Origin of the sequence: Mycolicibacterium sp. MU0050 (genome assembly GCF_963378085.1) — a bacterium.
GTDB lineage: Bacteria > Actinomycetota > Actinomycetes > Mycobacteriales > Mycobacteriaceae > Mycobacterium > Mycobacterium wendilense.
Genome location: NZ_OY726395.1, coordinates 1241301 through 1265629, shown reverse-complemented (window position 1 = coordinate 1265629; position 24329 = coordinate 1241301). Strand labels below are relative to the sequence as shown.

At 69.7% G+C, this 24329-nt stretch carries 17 protein-coding genes; 9 read left to right on the top strand and 8 right to left on the bottom strand.

Going from position 1 to position 24329, the window contains the following annotated elements; all coding sequences use genetic code 11:
• Nucleotide 1: 1 nt before the first annotated feature.
• Together R2K23_RS06110 and R2K23_RS06105 are read right to left on the bottom strand one after the other, a co-directional pair.
• The gene (locus R2K23_RS06110; RefSeq protein WP_316515197.1) at nucleotides 2-1051 is read right to left on the bottom strand and encodes an LLM class flavin-dependent oxidoreductase; all 1050 of its coding nucleotides are present in this window, start codon (nucleotides 1049-1051) and stop codon (nucleotides 2-4) included.
• Between the two features lie 84 nt (nucleotides 1052-1135).
• Nucleotides 1136-1948 (bottom strand): uracil-DNA glycosylase, encoded by an 813-nt coding sequence (locus R2K23_RS06105; protein ID WP_316515195.1) that lies wholly within the window; start codon nucleotides 1946-1948, stop codon nucleotides 1136-1138.
• Between the two features lie 66 nt (nucleotides 1949-2014).
• Between R2K23_RS06105 and tap the strand changes: the two genes are divergently transcribed.
• A complete protein-coding gene (gene tap, locus R2K23_RS06100) occupies nucleotides 2015-3241 on the top strand; it encodes a multidrug efflux MFS transporter Tap (protein WP_316515193.1) in 1227 nt (408 codons plus the stop codon).
• On the opposite strand, the gene R2K23_RS06095 is transcribed toward tap, so the two are convergent.
• Nucleotides 3180-3851, bottom strand: a complete 672-nt coding sequence (locus tag R2K23_RS06095) for a winged helix-turn-helix transcriptional regulator (protein WP_316515191.1) — start codon at nucleotides 3849-3851, stop codon at nucleotides 3180-3182. The genes tap and R2K23_RS06095 overlap by 62 nt on opposite strands.
• A gap of 75 nt (nucleotides 3852-3926) precedes the next feature.
• Between R2K23_RS06095 and R2K23_RS06090 the strand changes: the two genes are divergently transcribed.
• From R2K23_RS06090 to R2K23_RS06075, 4 genes are read left to right on the top strand one after another with little or no spacing between them, the layout of a single operon-like run.
• Nucleotides 3927-4397: a DUF3237 domain-containing protein gene (locus tag R2K23_RS06090; protein WP_316515190.1), complete on the top strand. Its 471-nt coding sequence runs from the start codon at nucleotides 3927-3929 to the stop codon at nucleotides 4395-4397.
• Nucleotides 4398-4414: 17 nt separating this feature from the next.
• Nucleotides 4415-5782, top strand: a complete 1368-nt coding sequence (locus R2K23_RS06085) for an FAD-binding oxidoreductase (protein ID WP_316515187.1) — start codon at nucleotides 4415-4417, stop codon at nucleotides 5780-5782.
• A 45-nt stretch (nucleotides 5783-5827) separates the two neighbouring features.
• Nucleotides 5828-7069, top strand: coding sequence for a cytochrome P450 (locus tag R2K23_RS06080; RefSeq protein WP_316515186.1), 1242 nt, complete (start codon nucleotides 5828-5830; stop codon nucleotides 7067-7069).
• The gene (locus tag R2K23_RS06075) at nucleotides 7069-7665 is read left to right on the top strand and encodes a TetR/AcrR family transcriptional regulator (RefSeq protein ID WP_316515184.1); all 597 of its coding nucleotides are present in this window, start codon (nucleotides 7069-7071) and stop codon (nucleotides 7663-7665) included. Before R2K23_RS06080 ends, R2K23_RS06075 begins: the two co-directional genes overlap by 1 nt.
• Here the strand turns inward: R2K23_RS06075 and R2K23_RS06070 are convergent.
• The 3 genes from R2K23_RS06070 to R2K23_RS06060 form a co-directional block, all read right to left on the bottom strand.
• Entirely contained in the window at nucleotides 7650-8366 is a 717-nt protein-coding gene (locus R2K23_RS06070; RefSeq protein WP_316517089.1) for a siderophore-interacting protein, read from the bottom strand. The genes R2K23_RS06075 and R2K23_RS06070 overlap by 16 nt on opposite strands.
• A 66-nt stretch (nucleotides 8367-8432) precedes the next feature.
• A complete protein-coding gene (locus tag R2K23_RS06065) occupies nucleotides 8433-9572 on the bottom strand; it encodes an acyltransferase family protein (protein ID WP_316515183.1) in 1140 nt (379 codons plus the stop codon).
• Nucleotides 9569-11326: a DEAD/DEAH box helicase gene (locus R2K23_RS06060; RefSeq protein ID WP_316515181.1), complete on the bottom strand. Its 1758-nt coding sequence runs from the start codon at nucleotides 11324-11326 to the stop codon at nucleotides 9569-9571. Before R2K23_RS06060 ends, R2K23_RS06065 begins: the two co-directional genes overlap by 4 nt.
• A 73-nt stretch (nucleotides 11327-11399) precedes the next feature.
• On the opposite strand from R2K23_RS06060, the gene R2K23_RS06055 reads away from it, so the two are divergent.
• Complete coding sequence (locus R2K23_RS06055) at nucleotides 11400-11972, top strand: LppP/LprE family lipoprotein (protein WP_316515179.1); 573 nt, start codon at nucleotides 11400-11402, stop codon at nucleotides 11970-11972.
• 45 nt (nucleotides 11973-12017) lie between these two features.
• Nucleotides 12018-15503, top strand: a complete 3486-nt coding sequence (locus R2K23_RS06050; RefSeq protein ID WP_316515177.1) for a TM0106 family RecB-like putative nuclease — start codon at nucleotides 12018-12020, stop codon at nucleotides 15501-15503.
• Nucleotides 15504-15555: 52 nt separating this feature from the next.
• Here R2K23_RS06050 and R2K23_RS06045 read toward each other — a convergent pair whose 3' ends face one another.
• Complete coding sequence (locus tag R2K23_RS06045; RefSeq protein ID WP_316517087.1) at nucleotides 15556-17811, bottom strand: MFS transporter; 2256 nt, start codon at nucleotides 17809-17811, stop codon at nucleotides 15556-15558.
• A 278-nt stretch (nucleotides 17812-18089) separates the two neighbouring features.
• The gene (locus R2K23_RS06040; RefSeq protein WP_396893130.1) at nucleotides 18090-19292 is read right to left on the bottom strand and encodes a multidrug effflux MFS transporter; all 1203 of its coding nucleotides are present in this window, start codon (nucleotides 19290-19292) and stop codon (nucleotides 18090-18092) included.
• Between the two features lie 191 nt (nucleotides 19293-19483).
• On the opposite strand from R2K23_RS06040, the gene R2K23_RS06035 reads away from it, so the two are divergent.
• Together R2K23_RS06035 and R2K23_RS06030 are read left to right on the top strand one after the other, a co-directional pair.
• Nucleotides 19484-20266, top strand: coding sequence for a hypothetical protein (locus tag R2K23_RS06035; RefSeq protein WP_316515173.1), 783 nt, complete (start codon nucleotides 19484-19486; stop codon nucleotides 20264-20266).
• Nucleotides 20267-20523: 257 nt separating this feature from the next.
• Nucleotides 20524-24285: a multifunctional oxoglutarate decarboxylase/oxoglutarate dehydrogenase thiamine pyrophosphate-binding subunit/dihydrolipoyllysine-residue succinyltransferase subunit gene (locus tag R2K23_RS06030; protein ID WP_316515171.1), complete on the top strand. Its 3762-nt coding sequence runs from the start codon at nucleotides 20524-20526 to the stop codon at nucleotides 24283-24285.
• Nucleotides 24286-24329 lie beyond the last annotated feature (44 nt).

Here is a 24329-nt window from a genome sequence, read left to right as displayed (position 1 = left end):
CTCAGAACAGCTCCTTGGCCAGTAGCTCGACCGTGGCCTCGCGGGCGGGGGCGGTGGCCGGGTCGGTGCCGCGGCGCGCCGAGGACACCGGGTTGACCATCACCTCGTCGACACCGAACCGCTCGGCCAAGGTGCGCAGCTGCGCGGCCGCCTCGGCCGGGGTGCCGACGATGCTCTTGCCGCGGCCGGCGTCGATGATCCGCTGCTCCTGCGCGCTGGGCCGCAGCGCCTCGGCGTCCTCGACCAGATCCAGGGCGCCCAACGGCTGGCCCGTGCGCAACCGCGCCATCATCTGCAGGTTCGGCAGCAGCAGCGCCTCGGCCTCGGCGCGGGTGGCGGCCACCGAGGCGTTGACGGTCAGGAACGTCACCGGCTCGGGAGTCTGTGCACTGGGCTGGAATTCACTACGGTAGATCTCCAGCGCCTCCTCGGTGCCCTGACCGGAGAAGTGGTGGGCGAACACGTACGGCAGCCCCTTGGCGGCGGCCAGGTGTGCCGAGTACATCGAGGACCCCAGCAGCCAGATCCGCGGTTGCCCCGTCGCGACCGGCGTGGCCTTGAGGATGTAGTCGGAGCGGCCCAGATGCGCGGGCAGTTCCACGCGCACCCCGCGCGGGCTCATCATCGCCGCGACCTCGTCGAGGTATTGCGGAAAGTTCTGGATGTCGGAGTCGTCGCGGCCGGCCGGTCCGCGCAATGCGATGGAGGTGACCGGGTCACTGCCCGGCGCCCGGCCCAGCCCGAGGTCGATGCGACCGGGTGCGGCGGCCTCCAGGAGCGCGAACTGTTCGGCGACGGCCAGCGGCGCGTGATTGGGCAGCATCACCCCGCCCGAGCCCAACCGGATCCGGGTGGTCTGGGCGGCCAAATGGGCGATCAGCACCGGTGGGCTGGTGGCCGCGACGGCGGGCATGTTGTGGTGTTCGGCCAGCCAGTAGCGGGTGTAGCCGAGCCGGTCAGCGGTCTGCGCCAACCGCACCGTTGCCGCCAGCGCGTCGGAGGTGGTCTGGTCGGTGCGCACCGAGACCAGGTCCAGGACAGAGAGTTGCATAGCGATCTCAACGCTACGGCACGGCGGTTTGCTTCCGATTTGGGTGCGTTCAGGGGCGCTCAGCGCCCCCAGCCGCACCGAACCTCAGATGCTTGCGCGGCGGCGGGCGTCGGTGAAGATGTCGTCGAGCATCGCCGGGGTCAGCCGGCCGGTGAACATGTTCTGCTGGCTGGGATGGAAGCAGCCCAGCAGCTGCTGACCCGAGTCCAGTTCGACGACGGCGCCGTGCCCGAATTTGGGCCTGGGCCGCTCGAACTGGCCGGCCAGCAGGCCGAGGGCCACCTGCCAGGCGAAACCGCCCAGCGTCACGATCACCCGGACGTGCGGGGCGATCATCGCCCACTCGGCCAGCAGCCACGGTGAGCAGGTGACCCGCTCGGCCGGGGTGGGCGCATTCCCGGGTGGGGCGCAGCGCACCGGCGAGGTGATGCGAATCTTGTTGGCCCGCAACCCGTCCGCAGCATCCACCGACAGCGGCTGATTGACCAGGCCGGCGCGGTGCAGCGCGGCGAACAGTTGGTCGCCGGAGCGGTCCCCGGTGAAGATCCGTCCGGTTCGGTTGGCGCCGTTGGCCGCCGGCGCCAACCCGAGGATCAGCAGCCGGGGCTTCGCCGATCCCCAGCCGGGCACCGGCCGGCCCCAGTACGGCTGATCGGCGAAGGAACGTCGCTTGACCGCGGCGACCTCCTCGCGCCAGGACACCAGCCGCGGGCAGGCCCGGCACACGCTGACCTCCGCGTCGAGTTCGCGCACGCCGGCGGCGGCGGCCGCCAACTCCGCGACGGCCGCCTCGTCCTCGGCGACCGGGGTCGACGCGGTCGCCGGGTCACCCGGCCAGCCAGTGCCGGGCGGTACCGGCGAGGCGAACGGTCGCCCGGTTCGCGGATGCGGCAACACCCCCTCATGGTGCCAGTCGAAAATCCGTGGTCGCGCGGCGGTTCGCACTGCTAGCGTCGATTCGCCATGGCCAGTCGCTCCCGCGTACCGCTCGGGCTGATCCTGTTCTCCGCGCTGGTCGCCGGCGCCGGCAACGGCATCTCGATCATCGCGTTTCCGTGGCTGGTGCTGCAGCGCAACGGGTCGGCCATGGAGGCCTCGGTGGTGGCGCTGGCGGCCACGCTGCCGCTGCTGGTGGCGACGCTGTTCGCCGGGACCGCGGTGGATTACCTGGGCCGGCGGCGGGTCTCGATGCTCTCGGATCTGCTCTCCGCGCTGTCGGTGGCCACGGTGCCGGTGGTCGCGCTGAGCTTCGGGGTCGAGGCCGTCAACGTGGCCGTGCTGGCGACCCTGGCCGCGTTCGGCGCGTTCTTCGATCCGGCCGGGATGACGGCGCGCGAAACCATGCTGCCCGAGGCCGCGACGCAGGCGGGCTGGACGCTGGACAAGGCCAACAGCGGTTACGAGGCTGTGTTCAACCTGGCCTACATCGTGGGGCCGGGCATCGGTGGCGTGCTGATCGCGACGATCGGCGGCATCAACACCATGTGGGTGACCGCCGGGGCCTTCGCGGCCTCGATGGCGCTGATCGGCGCGCTGCGGTTGGAGGGGGCCGGCGCACCCGACCGCACCCAGCTGCCCGAGCAGGTGTGGGCCGGGATCGTCGAGGGGCTGCGATTCGTCTGGAACCTGCGGGTGCTGCGGACGCTCGCGCTGATCGACCTCGCGGTGGTCGGGCTGTACATGCCGATGGAAGCCGTGCTGTTCCCGAAGTACTTCACCGACCGCGACGAGCCCGCGCAGCTGGGCTGGGTGTTGATGGCGCTGTCGGTGGGCGGCCTGGTGGGCGCGCTGGGGTATGCGGTGACCTCGAGGTTCATGAGCCGCCGCGCCACGATGATCGCCGCGGTGCTGACGCTCGGAGTGACCATGACGGTGATCGCGGTGCTGCCGCCGCTGCCGGTGATCCTGGTGATGGCGGCCCTCGGCGGCTTGGCGTACGGCCCCATCCAGCCCATCTACAACTACGTGATGCAGACCCGGGCGCCGCAACATCTGCGCGGGCGCGTGGTCGGGGTGATGGGTTCGCTGGCATACGCGGCCGGGCCGGTGGGGCTCATCGTGGCCGGGCCGCTGGCCGACGGCGCGGGCCTGCAGGTGACGTTCCTGGCGCTGTCGATCCCGATGATCGTCATCGGCGTGGTCGCCGTTTTCCTGCCGTCGCTGCGGGAGCTGGATCGAACACCCGGCTGAGCGCGGCCAGCGCGGCGGGATCGCCGTCGACGGCCAGCTCCCCCGCTTCCTGCAGGGCCACGACGCGGTCGGGATCGGTTGCGGCCATGAGGGTCTCGGCGCTACCGGTCAGCGTGATATCGGCCGCGACGTCGCCGTCGAGATCCTCGATCTCGCGTTCCCCGATGCGCCCGACCCAGGGCCCCTCGGGCATCACGAGGCGCAGCACGATGTCGACGCCGGGCCGGTCCGGGCGCACATGGGCGCGCACCGCGCGCCCGATCCACTGCGGGCGCACCGCGTCATCGGGGTGACGGGTCTCGATCAGCGGGCGCCCCCAGCGGATGTAGGCGCTGATGACGTCCTCGAGCGCGCGGCCGCGTTCGGTCAGTTCGTACACGCGACCGGTCGCGGGGCGGGCCAGTTCGCGGCGGGTCAGCACGTCGTCGGACTCCAGGTCGCGAAGCCGGGAGGCCAGCATGTCGGTGGCGATGGGCGCGAGCGCGGTGAGCAGGTCGCCGTAGCGCTGTGGTCCGGCGAGCAGTTCCCGCACGATCAGCAGCGACCAGCGATCGCCGACGACATCGAGGCTTTTGGCCAGGGCGCAGTACTGACCGTAGGAGCGGACCATCGACCCAGTCTAACTATCCTTGGAATTTCCAACTTAGTACTTGTTTTTTCCAAGTACGACTCCTAGCCTTGGACGATGAACCCCGAGATCGACACCACCCCGACCCTGGAACACCTCGCCGACATCCGGCTGGCCATCTCCGCCGTGCACGCCGCACCGGCGCCGGCGGGCACCCGGCTGACCTATGTGATCGGCGGCGGCCGCTGCGATGGCCCCGCGCTGTCCGGTGAATTCCTCGCCGGCGGCGGCGACTGGGTGCTCGTGGGCACCGACGGCGTCTCGCGCCTCGACGTCCGGGCGACCCTGCGCACCGACGACGGCGCGCTGGTGCACGTGACCAACATCGGCCGGGTGCGGATGTCGCCGGCGGCCGTCGACCGCTTCCGGACGGGCGAACTGATCCGGCACGACGAGATGTACGGCCGGTCGAGCCCACTGTTCGACAGCGGCGACCCGCGCTACCAATGGCTCAACGGCACCTACACGCTGGCCGTCAACGAGGTGTCGTTGACCGCCGTGCACTACCGGGTGTTCGCCGTCGGGTGAACCGTAGGATCGGTGGCGTGTCCGACGCCGCGATCGCCGCGCTGAGTGCGCACCTACCGGCGGGAACGGTGATCACCGATCCCGACATCCTGGGCTCCTACCGCCAGGACCGCGCCTTCGATCCCTCGGCCGGAACGCCGTTGGCCGTGGTGCGGCCCACCCGCACCGAGGAGGTCCAGGCGGTGCTGCGCTGGGCCACCGAGAACCGCGTCGCGGTGGTGACCCGAGGGATGGGCACCGGGCTGTCCGGCGGCGCGACGGCGCTCGACGGCGGGATCGTGCTGTCGACGGAGAAGATGCGCGAGATCGCCGTCGATCCGGTGACGCGCACCGCGGTGGCCCAGCCCGGGCTGCTCAACGCGGAGGTGAAGAAGGCCGTTGCGGCACATGGCCTCTGGTATCCGCCGGACCCGTCGTCGTTCGAGATCTGCAGTATCGGCGGCAACATCGCCACCAACGCCGGCGGGCTGTGCTGCGTGAAGTACGGCGTCACGACCGACTACGTCCTGGGCCTGCAGGTGGTGCTGGCCGACGGCACCGCGGTGCGGCTCGGCGGCCCGCGGCTCAAAGACGTTGCCGGACTGAGCCTCACCAAATTGTTCGTCGGTAGCGAGGGCACCCTGGGGGTGATCACCGAGGTGACCCTGCGCCTGCTGCCGGCCCAACACGGCGCGTGCACGGTGGTCGCCACCTTCGGATCGGTACGCGCGGCCTGCGAAGCGGTGGCCGCGGTCACCGGCAAGATCCGCCCCGCCATGCTGGAGTTCATGGATGCGGCGGCCATCAACGCCGTCGAGGACAAGCTCAAGATGGGCCTGGACCGCACCGCCGCCGCGATGCTGGTGGCGACCTCCGACGAGCGCGGCCGCTCCGGCGCCGAAGACGCCGAGTTCATGGCGGCGGTGTTCAACGAACACGGTGCACGCGAGGTGTTCTCGACCGCCGACCCCGACGAGGGCGAGGCCTTTGTCGCCGCGCGCCGGTTCGCCATCCCCGCGGTGGAGGCCAAAGGGTCGCTGCTGCTCGAGGATGTGGGCGTACCGCTGTCGGCGCTGGCCGACCTGGTGACCGGCATCGAGCAATTGGCCGCCGAGCGCGACCTGATGATCTCGGTCATCGCGCACGCCGGCGACGGGAACACCCATCCGCTGATCGTGTTCGACCCCGCCGATCCCGACATGACCCGGCGCGCCGAGCAGGCCTTCGGCGAGATCATGGAACTCGCCGTGGCATTGGGCGGAACCATCACCGGCGAACACGGGGTGGGGCGACTGAAGAAGCCGTGGCTGGCGGACTACCTCGGGCCCGAGGCGATGGAGCTCAACAGCCGGATCAAGCGGGCCCTGGATCCCGACGGCATCTTGAACCCCGGCACCATCTTCTGACTCCCTGCTGTTGACACTTCGCCCTTGGTGTCGTAATCATGAGACATGACAGCTGATCTGTCTCATGTCGTGGAGCATCCGGCCTTCCGCCTGGCCGACGCCGACACCTGGGCCGACCCCTGGCCGATGTACCGCGCGTTGCGCGACCACGACCCCGTCCACCATGTGATTCCGGAGCAGCGCCCCGAGCACGACTACTACGTGCTGTCCCGGCACGCCGACATCTGGGCGGCGGCCCGCGACCACCAGAGGTTCTCCTCGGCGGGCGGGCTGACCGTCAACTACGGCGAACTGGAACTGATCGGCCTGCAGGACAACCCGCCGATGGTCATGCAGGATCCGCCCACCCACACGGAATTTCGCAAGCTGGTGTCGCGCGGGTTCACCCCACGCCAGGTGGAGGCCGTCGAACCCCAGGTCCGCGAGTTCGTCGTCGAGCGCATCGAGCGACTGCGCGCCGCCGGGGGCGGCGACATTGTCGCCGAATTGTTCAAACCGCTGCCGTCGATGGTGGTCGCCCACTACCTCGGGGTGCCCGAACAGGATCGCGACCGATTCGACGGCTGGACCGACGCCATTGTCGCGGCCAACACCACCGAGGGCGGGCTGGGCGGCACGCTGGCGACACTCGGCGACGCCCTCGGCGAGATGATGTCCTACTTCACCGCCCTGGTGGAACACCGCCGTGCGCACCCGGCCGACGACACGGTGTCGCACCTGGTCGCCGCCGGCGTCGGGGCCGACGGGGACGTCGCCGGGATGCTGTCCATCCTGGCGTTCACCTTCACCATGGTGACCGGGGGCAACGACACCACCACCGGCATGCTGGGCGGCGCCATGCAACTACTGCACCGCCACCCCGACCAGCGTCGCCTGCTGGCCGAAAACCCCGATCTGATCCCGGATTCGGTCGAGGAGCTGTTGCGGCTGACCTCCCCCGTGCAGGGTCTGGCCCGTACCGTGACCCGCGACGTCACGCTCGGCGACACCACGATCCCGCAGGGGCGAAAGGTGTTGCTGCTCTACGGTTCCGGCAACCGCGACGAGCGCCAGTACGGTCCCGCGGCGGGCGACCTCGACGTCACCCGCCGGCCCCGCAACATCCTGACGTTCAGCCACGGCGCCCACCACTGCCTGGGGGCGGCGGCGGCCCGGATGCAGTCCCGGGTGGCGCTGAGCGAGCTGCTGGCTCGGTGCCCCGAATTCGAGGTCGACGAGTCCGAAATAGTCTGGGCCGGGGGAAGTTACGTCCGCCGCCCACTGTCCGTTCCGGTGCGGGTGCGGTGATGGCCGGTAACAACTGGTTGGCGTCGCCGCGCAGCGAAGCGGCGGTGGACCGCATCCTCGACGCCGCGGGCGAGTTGTTCGCGCGGCGCCCGGCCGCGTCGGTGGGGATGAACGAGATCGCCCGGGCCGCGGGGTGCTCCCGGGCCACCCTGTACCGGTACTTCGAGAACCGCGAGGCGTTGTACACCGCCTACGTGCACCGCGAGGCGTACGCGGTGCATCACCAACTGCTGGAGTCCCTCGAGGGCATCGACGATCCCCGGCAGCGACTAGTGCAGGCGTTGTTGACGTCGCTGCGGCTGGTGCGCAACAACGCGGCCCTGCAGTCCTGGTTCGCGGCCGGCACCGCCCCCATCGGCGCCGAGATTGCCGAGTCCTCCGACGTGGTCAAGGCCATGAGCGCGGCCTTCGTGGTGTCACTGAGCCCCGGCGACCCCGACACCGACCCCGAGGCCGTCGAACGCAAGGCGCGCTGGATCGTCCGCGTGCTGACCTCGCTGCTGCTGTTCCCGGGCCGCGACGACGACGACGAACGCCGGATGACCGAGGAGTTCCTGGCGCCGGTCGTGACCCCGCGGGATCAGGCGACCCAGTAGGCCTGGGCCTTGATCGCGGTCCGCGGGATCGCGAAGTCCTCACGCAAGAGCCGGGCCACCGAACGCGTGGTGCGGTTGTCACAGGCCACCCAGCCGAAGTGGTCGCCGGCGTCGAACGCCGCGGCGCGCACCGCGTCGATCAGGGCCTGCCCGGAATCCCGGCGGTCCACCCACGTGACCTCGGCCGCGCCGGCCACCGGCAACTTGCGGTCGCCGGCGTGGCCGGCCTCGAGGAACACCCGGGCCGGCGCGCCGTCGATGGCCTCCAGCAGCGAGTTGATCGCCGGCAGCGAGGCGGTGTCACCCACGATGACGTAGCCGGCCGGCGCCGGATTCGGCAACCGGAAGTTGCTGCCCAGCACGGTGACCTCGAGGACGTCGCCCGGGCGGGCGGCGCCGGCCCAGCGGGTGGCCACCCCGTCGTGCATGGCGAAGTCGATGTCGACGGTGCGCGCCTGCGGATCCGGGTTGACCAGCGTGTAGCCCCGCTGATGCGATCTGCCGCCGTCGGGGAACCAGCCGCGGACCCACATGGTCGGATGCGTGGGGCACTCGTCGAGCAGCACGCCGGAGTCGAAGTGCAGGCGCAGGTAGTGCTCGCTGAATTCGGTGCGCCCGATGACCTTCAGTTGATATTCGCCGCCGCGCCACAGCTTGACCAGGGCGCCCGTCAGGCCCCGGGACGGCTTCTGCTCGGCCATGTCCTCGCCCTTTCCCATCTACTTAGGCGAGGGTAACCTATCTTTACATACCCGCAGGTGGGGCCGTCAGCGCACCCGGGTGAAGCGGTGCAGCAACCAGGCCACCGGAATGGTGAGCGCCATGGTCGCGACGAACAGGCCCGCCATCGACCCGGTGTAGACCGGCTTCTGCAGGATCTCGACCATCGCGATCTCCATCAGCACCAGATGCACCAAGAAGATCTCGTAGGAGATCTCGCCCAGCCACACCATGGGCCGGCTCGCCAGGAAGCGGTTGTACCAACCGCGTTGATCCCCCAGCGCCGGCGGCGCCAGCACCAGCGCCGCGATCACCGCGTAGAACACCGCCTTGACGATCGCCTCGGACAACTCCTTGGGCGAGGTCGTGGGCTCCCCCGCGATCGGGGTGGAGGCAATGAAGTAGCAGATCAACGCCAGCGGTACCGCGACGAAGCCGTAACACCGCACCCCCATGGACTGCAGCACCGCCAGGGCCATGCCGCCGAGGAACCACAGCAGATACGTCGGCAGCCACAGCGGGGCGCCGTCGGGCAGCCAGTGCGAGTCGTGCACGAACGCCAGCCACAGCGGCGTGATCAGCCCGAGCGCCGCCAGCGCGGCCAGCAGTAGCCACGGGCGCCACCGCCGCCGGCACAACACCACCAGCAGCAGATAGGCCAGCGCCGGCAGCACCGCGTAGAAGGACACCTCGACCGCCAGGCTCCACATCTGCGTAAGGCCTTGGTGCAGATAGGAATACACGTAGTTGTCGGTGTAGAGCTGGGTCAGCGTGAGGTTACGGAACAGCCCCTCCCAGGTGTGTCCCGGGTTGGGTCCGGCGGTGCGGAAGTGGTAGACGAGGTAGGCCAACAGCACCGTGACCACGTAGGCCGGCATGATGCGCCGCACCCGGTGCCAGGCGTAGCGGCGCACCGAGGGCGCCGGCCGGTTCGCGGCCACCGCCCGCACCCACGGCCGGAACAGCAAGAAGCCCGACAACGCGAAGAAGATCGGCACGCCGATCTCCATCCGGGAGTACACCAGGCCCAGATAGCCCTGCGGATACATGCCGGTGGTGTAGGCGGCGTGCGTCAGCACCACGAGCAGCGCGGCGACGGCGCGCACACCGGTCAGCGAAGCGACGCGGTCGACGGTGGAGACCTGCTCCAGCCCGCCCTGCACGTCGCGGTCCTGCGACAGCGTCATTCGGGCTTGCGGTGCTTGTGCGGTTTCTTGCCGCCCTGCCCCTTGTAGGGCTTCTTGTCGCCGCCGCGGTACGGCTTCTTACCGCCACCGTCACGGGCGCCGGGACCGCGGTCGGGCTGCAGGTTGATCGGGACACCCTGGATGCGGGTCTTCGCCAGCTTTTTGAGCGCCTCGGCCGGCAACTCCGGTGGCAACTCCACCAGCGAGAAGTCCTGCATGATCGAGATGTGCCCGAAGTCGCTGCGGTGCAGACCGCCCTCGTTGGCGATGGCCCCGACGATGGCGCCGGGCATCACCTTGTGGCGCTTGCCGACGTCGATGCGGTACGTCGCGAATGCGCCGGAGGGCCGCCGCAGCGGCCGGTCCGCGCGCGCCGGCCGGTCCGGTCGCTCCCGGCGCTTCTCCGGCGGCGGCTCGGACATCAGGAACTCTTCACCGTTGCGGGTCTGCAGCGCCAATGCCGCCGCGATGTCGGCCATCGGCACGTCGTTCTCGCGTTCGAAGTCCTCGATCAGCCTGCGGAACAGCTCGAAGCCGGGGGCCCCGAGCGCATCGCTGATCGAGTCCCGGAACTTGGCCACGCGCTGGGCGTTGACGTCGTCGACCGTCGGTAGCTGGATCTCCTCCAGCTGCGAGCGGGTCGCCTTCTCGATGGCCTTGAGCATGTGGCGCTCGCGCGGCGAGACGAAAAGTATTGCCGTTCCCGACCTTCCGGCGCGGCCCGTCCGGCCGATGCGGTGAACATAGGACTCGGTGTCGTGCGGGATGTCGTAGTTGAGCACGTGCGAGATCCGCTCGACGTCCAGACCGCGCGCGGCGACGTCGGTGGCCACCAGGATGTCCAGGCTGCCGTCCTTCAACGCCGAGATGGTGCGCTCGCGCTGGTTCTGCGCGATGTCGCCGTTGATGGCGGCCGCGGAGAACCCGCGGGCCCGCAGCTTCTCGGCGACCTCCTCGGTGGCCTGCTTGGTCCGCACGAACACGATCATCGCCTCGAACGACTCGACCTCGAGGATCCTGGTCAGGGCGTCCATCTTGCGGTATCCGGCCACCTGCAGGTAGCGCTGCGTGATGTTCTCCGCCGTCGCGGTCTTCGACTTGACGGAGACCTCGACGGGATCGTGGAGGTACTTGCTGGTGATCTTGCGGATGGCCGCGGGCATGGTCGCCGAGAACAGCGCGACCTGCTTGTACTCCGGGGTGTCGGACAGGATCCGCTCGACGTCCTCGGCGAAGCCCATCTGCAGCATCTCGTCGGCCTCGTCGAGCACCAGGTAATCCAGGTGCGACAGATCCAGGGTGCCGCGCTCGAGGTGGTCGATGACCCGGCCGGGGGTGCCGACCACCACCTGCGCGCCGCGACGCAGGCCGGACAGCTGCACGGCGTAGGACGAACCGCCGTAGATCGCCAGCACCTGCACCTGCGGCAGGCCCGCCCCGTACCGGCTGAACGCCTCGGCGACCTGCAGGGCCAGCTCGCGGGTGGGTGCCAGCACCAGGGCCTGGGTGGCCTTGTTGGTGACGTCGATCTTGGACAGGATCGGGATGGCGAAGGCGGCGGTCTTGCCGGTCCCGGTCTGCGCCAGGCCCACCACGTCGGAGCCCTCCAGCAGCGCCGGGATGGTCGCCGCCTGGATCGCCGAGGGCGATTCGTAGCCGACGTCCGACACCGCCTGCAGCACGGCGGGGTGAATTTGCAGGTCGGCGAACGTCAAAACGGCGGGACCGGACTGATCCGGGTCTTCGGTGGTCATCGCCATGGAGTCTAATGCGCCGCGGAGGTGCCGCCTGCCAGGTCGGTGATTGCCGAGCCGGTACCCTGCCCGTGTGTCCGCAGCGCGCCGAGCAACCCTGGCTCCTGCGGTCGCCGCTGTCGCGATCGCCGCGCTGACCGCCTGCGGTTCCGGCGACTCCACGGTCGCCAAGACCCCGGCGCCGCCGCCCGCCGCGCAGCCGAACAGCACCCCGGCACCGAGCACCGTCGTCGTGCCGACCACGACGCCGAGCGGCCCGGCCGACCCGTGCGCGGTCAACCTGGCCGCACCGGCCATCGCCCAGGCGGTCTCGGAGTTGCCCCGCGACCCGCGCAGCAAGCAGCCCTGGAGCACCGAGCCGATCGCGGGCAACTACAACGAGTGCGCGCCATTGTCGGCGGTGATCGTCGAGGCCAACACCAACGCCGAGAATCCGAGCACCCGCGCGCTGCTGTTCCACCTCGGTCGCTACATCCCCACCGGGGTGCCCGACACCTTCGGGTTCAGCGGCCTCGACACGTCGCAGAGCACCGGCGACACCGTTGCACTCGAGCACGACACCGGCATCGAGGGCCTGTCCAGCGTGGTGAAGTTCCGGTGGAACGGCAGCGGCGTCGAACTGATCGGCAACGCCCCCGCCGGCTGACCGACCCGCCCGACGATGTCGGCGCGCTCCCCTACAGTGGGCGCTGTGTTCGTCGCCGACGACCCCGGCGAACCGGTGGTCATCTACAGCGCCTCCGACCTCGCCGCCGCGGCCGGGTGTGAATACGCGCTGCTGCGCAGCTTCGACGTCAAGTTGCGCCGCGTCGATGCCGACGACCAGGCCTCGGCCACCGACGACGAAATGCTGCGCCGGACCGCCGAACTCGGCACCGAGCACGAACAGCGCACCCTCGAGCAGCTCATCGACCGGTACGGCACCGGGCCGGCCGGCGTGGTCAAGATCCCCACCGCCGCCTACTCGGTGCCGGCGCTGCGGCGCGCCGCCGAGGCCACCGCGGCCGCGTTGGCCGCGCGCCCCGCGGTGATCTACCAGGCGGCGGTGCTCGACGACCGCTTCGCGGGTTTCGCGGACTTCCTGATCCGCACCGGTGACGACCCGGCGGCGCCCTACCGGGTGGTCGACACCAAGCTGGCCCGGCACGCCAAGGTGGCGGCACTGCTGCAGATCGCCGGTTACGCCGATGCGCTGCGCCACGCCGGGGTCGACGTGGCCCCCGCCGCGGAGTTGGTGTTGGGCGACGGCCGGGTGGTCGAGTATCCGCTGGCCGACCTGATTCCGGTCTATCGCAGGCAGCGCGCGCGGCTGCAGGAACTGCTGGACACCCATCTGCACTCCGGCGCACCGGCACAGTGGCGCGATCAGACCGTGGCGGCCTGCATGCGCTGCGAGGTGTGCGCACCGCACCTGGTCGAGGACGACGACGTGCTGCTGGTCGCGGGCATGCGGATGACGCAGCGGGCCACGCTGCTGGAGGCCGGCATCGACAGCGTGACGGCGCTGGCCGAATCGGCCGGCCCCGTCGACGGCATCGCGGCGTCGACCATGACGGCCCTGCGCCGCCAGGCCCGACTGCAGGTCCAGGGGCGCAGCACCGACGTGCCGCCGTTCGAGGTCGCCGACGCCGCGGCCCTGGGCGCGCTGCCCGCCAAAAGCCCCGGCGACCTGTTCTTCGACTTCGAAGGCGACCCGCTGTGGACCGAGGACGGCCAGACCTGGGGGCTGGAGTACATGTGGGGCGTCCTGGACGAGCGCGACCGGTTCACCCCGTTGTGGGCGCACGACCGCGCCTCCGAACGCAAGGCCTTCCTGGACTTTCTGGCCATGGTGCGCAAGCGCCGCAAGCGCCACCCCGACATGCACATCTACCACTACGCGGCCTACGAGCGAACGACGTTGCTGCACTTGGCGGCCCGCTACGGCGTCGGTGAGGACGAGGTCGACGATCTGTTGCGCGCCGAAGTGCTGGTGGACCTGTATCCGATTGTGCGCAACGGCCTGTGCGTGGGCACGCCGTCGTATTCGCTGAAAGCCCTGGAGCCGCTGTACATGGGGGCGGAACTGCGCACCGGCGAGGTCACCAACGCCACGGCCTCGATCACCGAGTACGCCCACTACCGCGCCCTGCGCGACGCGGGCCGCCACGAGGAGGCCGACGCCGTCCTCAAGGAGATCACCGACTACAACCTCTACGACTGCCGCTCCACCCGACGGCTGCGCGACTGGCTGCTGCTGCGCGCCTTCGAAGCCGGCGTCACCCACCTGACCCGACCCGCCGTCGCCGGTGAAACGGTGGGGCCGCTGGACCAGACCGCCCAGACGCTGTCGGACTTCGCCGGCGACGGCTTCAGCGCCCCGCGCACGGCTGAGCAGACCGCGGCGGCCCTGCTCGAGTCGGCCCGCGGCTACTACCCGCGTGAACGAAAGCCCTACTGGTGGGCCCACTTTCAGCGCCTGAGCCATCCCGTCGACGAGTGGGGCGACACCTCGGGGGTGTTTCTGGTCGACGACGCCGAGGTGGTCGAGGACTGGCATCTGCCGCCGCGGGCCCGCAAACCGCGTCGGCACGTGCGCCTCACCGGGGTATTGCAGGGCGGCGCGCTCGACCACCGGCCGCAGGCCATCTACGACCAGCCGGCCCCGCCGGGCCTCGACGACGAGCACCCCGACCGCCGCGCCGCCGGCGCGGCGGAGGTCATCGAACTGGACTCGGTCGACGGCGTTCCGATCGGGGTCGTGATCCGCGAACTGCAACCGGAGGCCGGGCCGTTCGACCACCTGCCGATCGCGTTGACCCCGGCCAAACCCATCCGCACCGACCGGATCGAGGCGTCCATCGCCGCGGCCGCCGACGCGGCCGCCGCCACGCTGCGCCAGGACCCGCCACGACTCCCCCGCACCGCCGTCGTCGACATCTTGTGTCGCCGGCCGCCGACCACCCGCAGCGGCGCAGGACTTCCCCGGCTCGATGACGACGTCGCCTCCATCACCGCCGCCGCGCTGGACCTCGACCGCTCCTACCTGGCCGTCCACGGCCCACCCGGCACCGGCAAGACCTACACCGCGGCCCGGGTCATCGCCGCGCTGGTCAACGAACACCGCTGGAAAGTGGGCGTGGTCGCGCAGTCGCATTCGGTGGTCGCCCACCTGCTCGACGAGATCGTCGGCGCCGGGGTCGACGCCGCGATGGTGGCGAAGAAACCCAGCCCGGACGGCACCGCCGGACGGTTCAGCACCATCGGCGACGACCAGTACGCGACCTTCCTCGACACCACGCAGGGCGCCGTGATCGGCGGCACCGCATGGGATTTCGCCAACGACAACCGGATCGCCACCGAGGCGCTGGACCTGCTCGCGATCGACGAGGCCGGCCAGTTCTCGCTGGGCAACACCATCGCGGTGGCGCGCGCCGCGCGTAACATGCTGCTGCTCGGCGACCCGCAACAACTCGGACAGGTCTCAACCGGCAACCATCCCGAACCCGTCGACCACTCGGCGCTGGGCTGGCTGACCGACGGACACGACGTGCTGCCCGCAGAACGCGGCTACTTCCTGGAATGTACGCACCGGATGCACCCCGAGGTCTGCGCGGTGGTGTCGGCGCTGTCCTACGAAAACCGCCTGCTACCGCATCCCAAGACAGCCGTACGCCGCCTCGACGGACACCCGCCGGGGGTGCACACGCTGCTGGTCGACCACCACGACAACGCCACCGCCAGCGCCGAGGAGGCCGCCGCGATCACCGCGGCCATCGGTGACCTCCTCGGCGCGACGTGGACGTCCGAACACGGCAGCCGCCCCCTGGCCGCCACCGACGTCCTGGTGGTCGCCCCGTACAACGCGCAGGTCCTCACCCTGCGCGCGCACCTGGAGGCCGCCGGCCTGGGCGCGGTCCTGGTGGGCACGGTGGACAAGCTGCAGGGCCGGCAGGCGCCGGTGGTGTTCGCCTCCATGACGGCCTCGGCCATCGCCGACGTACCGCGCGGAATCTCCTTTCTGCTCAACCGAAATCGGCTCAACGTGGCGATCAGCCGGGCACAGTACCTGGCGGTCGTGGTGCGCTCGCCGTCGCTGACCGACTACCTGCCGGCCACGCCGCAGGGCCTGATCGATCTCGGCGCATTCCTCGCGCTTTCGCCGGGGACCGCCACCCCAGACCTGAAACTTCGGTGATCGCAACTGTTCTCGCAGAGCGTGTCGGGCGTGAAAACGAAGGTGCCGTCGGCTACGGGCGGTAGTGCCGGCCGTAGGACTCGCCGTCGTCGGGATCCTCCCGATAGTGCCGGGGCCGGCGGCCGGGGTGCTCGCCGATGTGGTCACGCTCGCCGATATCGCCGAAGGCGTCGAACACACTGTCCTGATGCTGGCGGTGCCGCGGCGGACGGTCTTCGGGCACCTCGAACGCCGACCATGAGCTGGGGCGACCCTCGTACAGATCCGCGACGCTGTTGGTGAGGCTGTCGATGTGCTCGGCGAGCTGCTGGAAGGTCGGGGCGTGCGGCTCGTCGGCCTCTCGGCGCGTAGTTCTGACGGGCGGCAGCGGCTGGAACCGGTCCTCCCTGTCGGCATGAAACCCGTTGTGCGCAAAGCCGATCGGCTGCACGTCGGCGGGGTTTCCGGACTCCGCGCCGGCGTCGGCCCCCTCGGGAGCCGCCAACGACTGCCCGGACCGCGCCGTGGCGCTGTGCGACACCTCGAACAAACCCGGCGCCGAAGACGGCACCCGCGCGCTCAGCGGTTCGGTGTCGAAGTCGTCGTCCCCCACGGCGTCGTCCTCGTCGCCGGCCGGCCGCTCGAATACGGTTGGCGCCGAACTGGTCTCGAACCGCGAGGCCACGGTGAACTCGACGTAGTCGTCGTCATCGTCGTCGTAGGCGTCGTCATAGTCGTAGCCGTAGTCGTCGGCCCCGTCGTCACGGCGGCCGTAGGGGGTGTACTCGTCGGCGATGCGGTCACCGCCGTCGTACCGGTCGGCAGCGTCCTGATATTCCCGGACGGAACGCGCCGGGGCCGCGGCCTCGTCGACCACCGCCGGCAGCACCTCGGTGCGGTCGTCGAACCCGTCGCGCCGCTGCGAAGGTTCGGCCACCGAACGCAGCCCGCCGAGCAGGAACATCGCGGCCACCACCCCGAACAGCGCGATCAGCGCCGGCAACAGCATCGACTGGCTCAGGGCCGCCGAGAACGGGGCGTGGAGGAACTCGGGTAGCGAAAGAACGGCACCCTCACCGGTCGGGGGTGCCCCGGCCCCCTGCGGCATCTCGGCGCCGATCCGCGAGGTCATGAACGCGGCGATGCCCGCGCTGCCGAGCACCGAACCCACCTGGCGGGTGGTGTTGTAGACCCCCGACCCCGCGCCCGCCAACTCCGGCGGCAGATTCCGGGTCGCGGTCGCCGCCAGCGGCGACCAGATGCACGCCATCCCGATCCCCATCGCGATGAACGGCAGCACCAGACGCCAGTTCGCCGTGGTCGGCGTCATCTCGACCGACAGCCAGGTCAGGGAGATCGCCAGCGCCGAGAACCCGAAGCCGATGATCGGCGTCGGGTGGGCACGGTCGACGACGCGGCCCACCACCGGCGCCAACAGGCCCGACACCACGGCCGTCGGCGCCATCAGCAGCGCCGCGCGCGTCGGCGACAACCCGCACACCACCTGCAGGTAGAACATCACCGGCACCACCATCGCGGTCACGGCGAACCCGATGATCGCGATGCCGACGCTGGACATGCTGAAGTCCCGGTCCCGGAAGATCTGCAGCGGGATCAGCGGATCATCCTTGTTGACGGCCTGCCAGTAGACGAACAGCGCCAGCAACCCGATGCCGGCGACGATCGTCGCCCACACCCAGCCCGACCAACCGTGTGACTCCCCCTCCTGCAGGCCGAACACCACCAGGAACATCCCGGCGCCCGACAGAGCGACGCCCACCCAGTCGAAGCGGGTCCGGTGCGTCGGCAGCGCCGGAACCAGCCAGACCGCCAGCGCCAGACCGGCGATGCCGATCGGCACGTTGACGAAGAAGATCCACTCCCAGCCCAGATGATCCAGCAGCACCCCGCCGACCAGCGGGCCCGCCAGGGTGGCCAGTCCCGCCGTCGCGCCCCAGACGCCCATCGCCGTGCCCCGGTGATCGGACGGGAAGATCCGGGTGATCGTCGTCAACGTCTGCGGCGTCAGCAGCGCCGCGCCGATTCCCTGCACCACGCGCGCCGCGATCAGCATCTCGATCGACCCCGACAGCCCGCACCACAGGGACGCGGCGGTGAAGACGGCCAGGCCCGCCAGGTAGAGGTTCTTCGGCCCGAACTGATCGCCCAGCCGGCCCGTCACCAACAGGGGCACGGCGTAGGCCAACAGGTAGGCGCTGGTGACCCAGATGACCCCGTCGTAGTCGGTCTGCAGCTGCTCCATGATGCTCGGATTGGCGACGGCCACGATCGTCGAGTCGACGAGGATCATGAAGAAGCCGATCATCATCGCCCACAGGGCGTGCCACGGGCTGCGCACCGTGTCGACGACCGTCTTCAGCTGAGGCGTCACAGACGTTCACCTCACGTTCCGTTGTCCGCGCGTCGCCGGGCCACCGCGCCGACCGGATGGCCGGCAGGTTCCAACGCCGTCGGGGAACATCGTGGGGGTGGTCCCGGCTTCACGCATGGTAGTCACTTGTCGCGGACCCCCGGGTGCGGATCGGTCCGCGACGATCCGGGCGACGATACGTAGTCGGCTACCGCACCACAACCCGCCGGCACCGCTCACGCAGGTTCCGGCACCGCTTCGACCTCGGCAGGCGTGGCGACGAGCTGGTGCTGCGGGCGGACCACTGCCATCAGGATCAACGCCAGACCCGCGCTGACCGTCATCACCAGCGCCAGCGCGCGTTCGTCGTTGCCCAGCAGCCCCACCACCGGCGCCACCACCGCGCCGAGTCCGAACTGCGCCGACCCCAACAAGGCCGCGGCGGTCCCGGCCGCCTCCGGATGCCTCGACAACGCCAACGCCGGCGCGTTCGGCATCACGAAGCCCATCGCGGCCAGCACCGTCCAGGCCGGCACCAGGAATCCCACCACGCCGCCGAACCGGGTGACGGTGACCGCGACGAACACGGCGCCCGCCAGCGTCGCGACCGCCAGCGCGCAGACCACGATGCGCTGCGGTGTGAACCGGTTGAGCAACACCACGTTGAGCTGGGTGGCCGCGATCAACGCCACCGCACCGGCGCCGAACACCACCGCGAAGGCCTGTTGGTTCAGCCCGTAGTGCTCCTGCAGGACGAACGCCGCGCCGGCGATGTAGGCGAACAACCCCGCCATCGCCAGGGCGGCCACCGCCACCAACGCCATGAAGCGCGCGTCGGCCAGCAGGTGCCCGTAGGTGGTGGCGATCGAACGGACGTGCAGCGGCCGACGGTGCTCGACGGGCAGCGTCTCGGGCAGCGCGAACGCCGCGATCAACAACAGCCCCGCGGCCATCAGGACCAGCACGGCGAAGATCCACCGCCAGGACGCCTCCAGCAAAACCGCCGCGCCCAGCGACGGCGCCAGCACCGGCGCCACCCCCAAGATCAGCATCAACCGTGACAGCACCTTGGCGGCCGCGGACCCAGCGAACAGGTCACCAACCACGGCGACCGCGACCACCGCGGCAGCCGCCGCGCCCATCCCCTGCAGCCCGCGGGCGACCCCCAGCGCGGTGATGTTCGGCGCGAACATGCACAGCAGGGAGGCCAGCATGTGCAGGACCACGCCGACGATCAGCGGCCGGCGCCGGCCCAGCGAGTCCGACAGCGGGCCCACGATCAACTGGCCCAGGGCCAACCCGGCCAACGTGCCGGTCAACGTCAACTGGACCACCGACGAGGTGACATCCAGCTCCTCGGCGATGCGTGGCAGCGCCGGCAGATACATGTCGATGGTCAACGGGCCCAGCGCCACCAGGGCACCCAGGACGACGATCATGCGAACGCGACTCGGCCGTGTGGGAGCAGACACCATGACGGTCAACAGCGCCCGCCGGGACGGTGTTTCTTCCCGCTCAGCAAAACCGTGAGCGTTGTCACGTCCGGGCACCGCGCCCACGTCGGCATTCGTTGGACATTACGTTTCAGCGGCTAGCCTGAGACCAGGCAGTCCCCCGAGGAGGCAAACCCATGTTCGGCCGCAAGAAGACCAACCCGGAGAACCTGCCCGCCACCACCGAGCCCGAGGATCCCAGCGCCGCCGCCCACGTGCTGAGCCGGATCATCGAGACGGGCTCGCGGTTGCAGGCACCCGCCATCCGCGCCTACGTCGAACGGGTTCGCGCCAAGTCCCCGGACGCCACGCCCGCCGAGATCGTCGCCCGACTCGAGAAGCACTACCTGGCGGCGGTCATGGGCAGCGGGGCGGCAGTCGGGTCCGCCGCGTTGGTGCCGGGCGTCGGCACCGTCCTGGCGCTGTCGCTGGTCGCCGGGGAAACGGCGTTGTTCCTCGAGACCACCGCGGTGTTCGTGCTCGCGGTCGCCGAGGTGCACGGCGTCTCGGCGGACGACAAAGAACGGCGACGCACCCTGGTGCTGGGAGCGCTCGCCGGTGACGACGGCAAGAACGCCGTGGCTCGGCTGCTCGGCCCGGGCCGCACCAACGGCGCCTGGCTGGCCGAAGGCGCGGCCACCATGCCGCTGCCGGCGCTGTCGCAGGTGAACACCAAACTGATGAAGTACTTCGTCAAGAAGTATGCGATCAAACGCGGTGCGCTGGTGTTCGGCAAAGCGCTGCCGGTCGGCATCGGCGCCGTCATCGGCGGGGTGGGCAACCGGCTGATGGGCAAGCGCATCGTCGAGAACGCCCGCGCCGCCTTCGGGCCGGCGCCCACCACGTGGCCCGGCGCGTTGCGGATGCTGCCCCCGCTCGAGGTCGATTCCGGCCCGGCTCCCGGCGCCATCTCGTCCTGAGCTCGGCGGCCTTCCCTGCGCCGCTCGGCGGGCCGCTGCGGGCGCCCGCGCTGCACACCGGTCCCGACCCTGTGACAATTCGCGGATTTGCCCTGCTTGCGTGGCCCGACCCAGGTTTCAGGGGCTAGCCTTGTTTCGGCGAGACATCTCCGGTCGGACCGGGTATGCATCGCCGAGCACGCCGGCGGGCGTCGCGGGGTGCCTGCCAGTGCAGAACTGACCAGTGATCACGAGACGAATCGAGGCGAGTAGCCGCTGTGAGCAGCACAAGTTCACCATTCGGCCAGAACGAATGGTTGGTCGAGGAGATGTATCGCAAGTTCCGCGACGATCCCTCTTCGGTCGATCCCAGTTGGCACGAGTTTCTCGTCGACTACAACCCGGAGCCGGTGCGCACCCAGGCGGCCGAGCCGTCGTCGACCGGCAACGGCAACACCCGTTCCACCGTGCCGACCTCCCCGCCTGAGCCCGCGCCCGCGCCGCCGGCCAAGCCGCAGCAGACCAACAACCAGAGCTCCGCGCCGACCAAGAAGCCCGACAAGGCTCCCGCCAAGGAGGCCGCGCCGGCCAAGAGCGCCGAGAAGAAGTCCGCGAAACCGGCGGCCCCGGCCCCGGCCGCCGCCGCCGACGCCGCCGAGGACGAGTCCCAGGTGTTGCGGGGAGCGGCGGCCGCCGTCGTCCGGAACATGAACACCTCGCTGGAGGTGCCGACGGCGACCAGCGTTCGCGCCATTCCGGCCAAGGTGATGATCGACAACCGCATCGTCGCCAACAACCACCTCAAGCGGACCCGCGGCGGCAAGATCAGCTTCACCCACCTGCTGGGTTACGCCTTGGTTCAGGCGGTCAAGAAGTTCCCGAACATGAACCGGCACTTCGCCGAGATCGACGGCAAGCCGCACGCGGTGACGCCGACGCACACCAACCTCGGCCTGGCGATCGACCTGCAGGGCAAGGACGGCAAGCGCTCGCTGGTGGTCGCGGCGATCAAGGGCTGCGAAACCATGGGCTTCGGTCAGTTCATCGCCGCCTACGAGGACATCGTCCGCCGCGCCCGCGACGGCAAGCTGACCGCCGACGATTTTTCCGGGGTGACGATTTCGCTGACCAACCCGGGCACCATCGGCACGGTGCACTCGGTGCCGCGGCTGATGGCCGGTCAGGGCGCGATCATCGGCGTGGGCGCCATGGAGTACCCGGCCGAGTTTCAAGGTGCCAGCGAGGAACGCATCGCCGAACTGGGCATCGGCAAGCTGATCACGCTGACCTCGACCTACGACCACCGCATCATTCAGGGCGCGGAATCCGGCGACTTCCTCCGGACCATCCACGAACTGCTGCTCGACGACGACTTCTACGACGAGATCTTCCTCGAACTCGGGATCCCGTACGAGCCGGTGCGGTGGCGCACCGACAACCCGGACTCGGTGACCGACAAGAACGCCCGCGTCATCGAACTGATCGCGGCCTACCGCAACCGCGGCCACCTGATGGCCGACATCGATCCCCTGCGCCTGGACAATTCGCGGTTCCGCAGCCACCCCGACCTCGACGTGCTGACCCACGGGCTGACGCTGTGGGACCTGGACCGCGAGTTCAAGGTCGACGGTTTCGCCGGCAGCGAGTACAAGAAGCTGCGCGACATCCTGTCGGTGTTGCGCGATGCCTACTGTCGACACATCGGCGTCGAGTACACCCACATCCTCGAACCCGAGCAGCAGCAGTGGCTGCAGGAACGCGTCGAGGTCAAGCATGAGAAGCCGACCGTCGCGCAGCAGAAGTACATCCTGAGCCGACTCAACGCCGCCGAGGCCTTCGAGACCTTCCTGCAGACCAAATACGTTGGGCAGAAGCGGTTCTCGCTGGAGGGCGCGGAGACCATCATCCCGATGATGGACGCGGCCATCGACCAGTGCGCCGAGCACGGCCTCGACGAGGTGGTTATCGCGATGCCACACCGCGGTCGTTTGAACGTGCTCGCCAACATCGTCGGCAAGCCCTACGCGCAGATCTTCACGGAGTTCGAGGGCAACCTCAATCCGTCGCAGGCGCACGGCTCCGGTGACGTCAAGTACCACCTGGGCGCCTCGGGCACCTACATCCAGATGTTCGGCGACAACGACATCGAGGTGTCGCTGACCGCCAACCCCAGCCACCTCGAGGCCGTCGACCCGGTGCTCGAGGGCCTGGTGCGGGCCAAGCAGGACCTGCTGGACCGGGGCGACAGCGACGACGGCTTCTCGGTGGTGCCGCTGATGCTGCACGGCGACGCGGCCTTCGCCGGGCAGGGCGTGGTGGCCGAGACGCTGAACCTGGCGCTGCTGCGCGGGTATCGCGTGGGCGGAACCATCCACATGATCGTCAACAACCAGGTGGGCTTCACCACCTCCCCCGAGAACTCGCGCTCGTCGGAGTACTGCACCGACGTCGCGAAGATGATCGGCGCGCCGATCTTCCACGTCAACGGCGACGATCCGGAGGCCTGCGTCTGGGTCGCCAAGCTGGCGGTGGACTTCCGGCAGAAGTTCAAGAAGGACGTCGTCATCGACATGCTGTGCTACCGGCGACGGGGCCACAACGAGGGTGACGACCCGTCGATGACGCAGCCGGCGATGTACGACGTGATCGACCGCAAGCGCGGCGTCCGCAAGTCCTACACCGAAGCGCTGATCGGCCGCGGCGACATCTCGATGAAGGAGGCCGAGGACGCCCTGCGCGACTACCAGGGGCAGCTCGAACGGGTCTTCAACGAGGTGCGCGAGCTGGAGAAGCACCCCATCGAGCCCAGCGAGTCGGTGGAGTCCGAACAGGAACTGGCCCGCGGTCTGGTCACCGCCGTCGACAAGTCGATGCTGGCCCGGATCGGCGACGCGCACCTGGCGATCCCGGACGGCTTCACCGTGCATCCGCGCGTCAAGCCGGTGCTGGAGAAGCGCCGCGAGATGGCCTACGAGGGCAAGATCGACTGGGCCTTCGGTGAGCTGTTGGCGCTGGGATCGCTGGTCGCCGAAGGGAAGTTGATCCGACTGTCCGGCCAGGACTCCCGCCGCGGCACGTTCACCCAGCGTCACTCGGTCATCATCGACCGCAAGACCGGCGAGGAGTTCACCCCGCTGCAACTGCTGGCCACCAATGAGGACGGCACGCCGACCGGCGGCAAGTTCCTGGTCTACGACTCGGCGCTGTCGGAGTTCGCAGCCGTCGGGTTCGAGTACGGCTATTCGGTGGGCAACCCGCAGGCGCTGGTGCTGTGGGAGGCGCAGTTCGGCGACTTCGTCAACGGCGCCCAGTCCATCATCGACGAGTTCATCAGCTCCGGTGAGGCCAAGTGGCGCCAGCTCTCCGAGGTCGTGCTGCTGCTCCCGCACGGCCACGAGGGCCAGGGCCCCGACCACACGTCGGGACGCATCGAGCGGTTCCTGCAGCTGTGTGCGGAGGGCTCGATGACCGTGGCGATGCCGTCTACGCCGGCCAACTATTTCCACCTGCTGCGTCGGCACGTCTACGACGGCATCCACCGCCCGCTGGTGGTGTTCACGCCGAAGTCGATGCTGCGCAACAAGGCCGCCGTCAGCGATATCAAGGACTTCACCGAGGCGAAGTTCCGCTCGGTGTTGGAGGAGCCGACCTACACCGACGGCGACGGTGACCGCAGCAAGGTCAAGCGGATCCTGCTCACCAGCGGCAAGCTCTACTACGAGCTGGCGGCCCGGAAGAACAAGGACAACCGCGACGACATCGCGATCGTGCGGATCGAGCAGCTCTACCCGCTGCCGAGCCGACGGCTGCCGGCCACCCTGGACCTCTACCCGAACGCGAGCGAGTTCCTGTGGGTGCAGGAGGAGCCGGCCAACCAGGGCGCCTGGCCGACGTTCGGGCTGTCCTTGCCGGAGCTGTTGCCGGAGAAGCTGACGGGCCTCAAGCGGATCTCCCGGCGCGCGATGTCGGCGCCGTCGTCGGGCTCGTCGAAGGTGCACGCTGTCGAACAGCAGGAGATCATCGACGAGGCGTTCGCCTGAGCTTGCGTTCTCTACGACGAGCGGCCACCTAGGTACACGACACG